The 1,186-nt window shown below is 61.2% G+C and carries 1 protein-coding gene; it reads left to right on the top strand.

Annotated elements, in window-relative coordinates; genetic code table 11:
• Window positions 1–92: 92 nt before the first annotated feature.
• The gene (locus tag H483_RS28350; protein ID WP_031264836.1) at window positions 93–1,166 is read left to right on the top strand and encodes an IS630 family transposase; all 1,074 of its coding nucleotides are present in this window, start codon (window positions 93–95) and stop codon (window positions 1,164–1,166) included.
• Window positions 1,167–1,186: the final 20 nt, after the last annotated feature.

The following is a 1,186-nucleotide window of genomic DNA, read 5'->3' as shown; positions in this document are numbered from 1 at the left end:
CATGCCGACCGGAGACACAACGTCCGTGGTCAGTACAGCTAGTGTCGCGTGTCGTTAGTTCCTAAATGCTTGGGCGTTTGGGAGAATGGGTTATGCCCAATAACCCAGCTCCGGCTTTGATTCTTCGTGATGGTGACCGCGAGGAGTTGGAGTCGTGGACGCGGTCAACGTCGATCCAATCGGGGTTGGCGATGCGGGCGCGGATCATCCTGCTCGCGGCGGAAGGTCAGGCGAACTCTCGGATCGCTGACCGGGAGCGAACGACGCCGACGACGGTGTGGAAGTGGCGAGGCAGGTATGAGGCGGATGGGATCGCGGGCCTGTTCGACGAACCGCGCTCTGGCCGGCCGAAGCGGATAGATGACCAGAAGATCATCACCACGACGTTGACTCCTCCGCCGAAGAAGTACGGGGTGACGCACTGGTCCTCACGCCTGCTGGCGGATCATCTGAAGATCGGTAACGCCACCGTGGCCAGGGCGTGGCGCAAGTTCGGCGTGCAGCCTTGGCGGGCCGGAACGTTCAAGTTCTCCACCGATCCCGAACTGGTCGCGAAGGTCACCGACGTGGTGGGGTTGTACTTGGCGCCACCGGACAACGCGATCGTGTTGTGTGTTGACGAGAAGAGTCAGATCCAGGCGCTGGATAGGACCGCGCCGATGCTGCCGATGCGCACCGGCAGCATCGAAAGGCACACCCACGATTACAAGCGGCACGGCACCACGACTCTGTTCGCCGCGTTGGACATTGCGACCGGGCACGTCACCGGCGCGGTCAAGCCGAAGCATCGCCATCAGGAGTTCCTGGCGTTCCTGCGTCAACTCGACCGCGCCTACCCGGAGGTTGACCTGCACTTGGTGATGGACAACTACGCCACCCACAAAACCCCGGCAGTGAAGGTGTGGCTGGCACAGCATCCGCGGTTCCACGTGCACTTCACCCCGACGTCCGGATCCTGGCTCAACCTCGTGGAAGTCTGGTTCGGGATCATCGACCGGCAGGCCATCCGCCGTGGTGTCTTTACATCCGTCAAGGACCTCAATGCCAAGATTCGCCAGTTCATCACGGGCTGGAACGACCGCAAACACCCGTTCGTCTGGACTAAAACCCCCGAACAGATCCTCGCGAAAGCGAACCCTAAACCAACTTCAGAAACGCGACACTAGGGCGTGTCTCCCATAGCTGA

It is taken from the genome of Dietzia sp. UCD-THP (genome assembly GCF_000349585.1).
Lineage (GTDB): Bacteria > Actinomycetota > Actinomycetes > Mycobacteriales > Mycobacteriaceae > Dietzia > Dietzia natronolimnaea_A.
The sequence above is the reverse complement of the archived record's forward strand: the minus strand, read 5'-3'. Positions and strand labels throughout refer to the sequence as shown.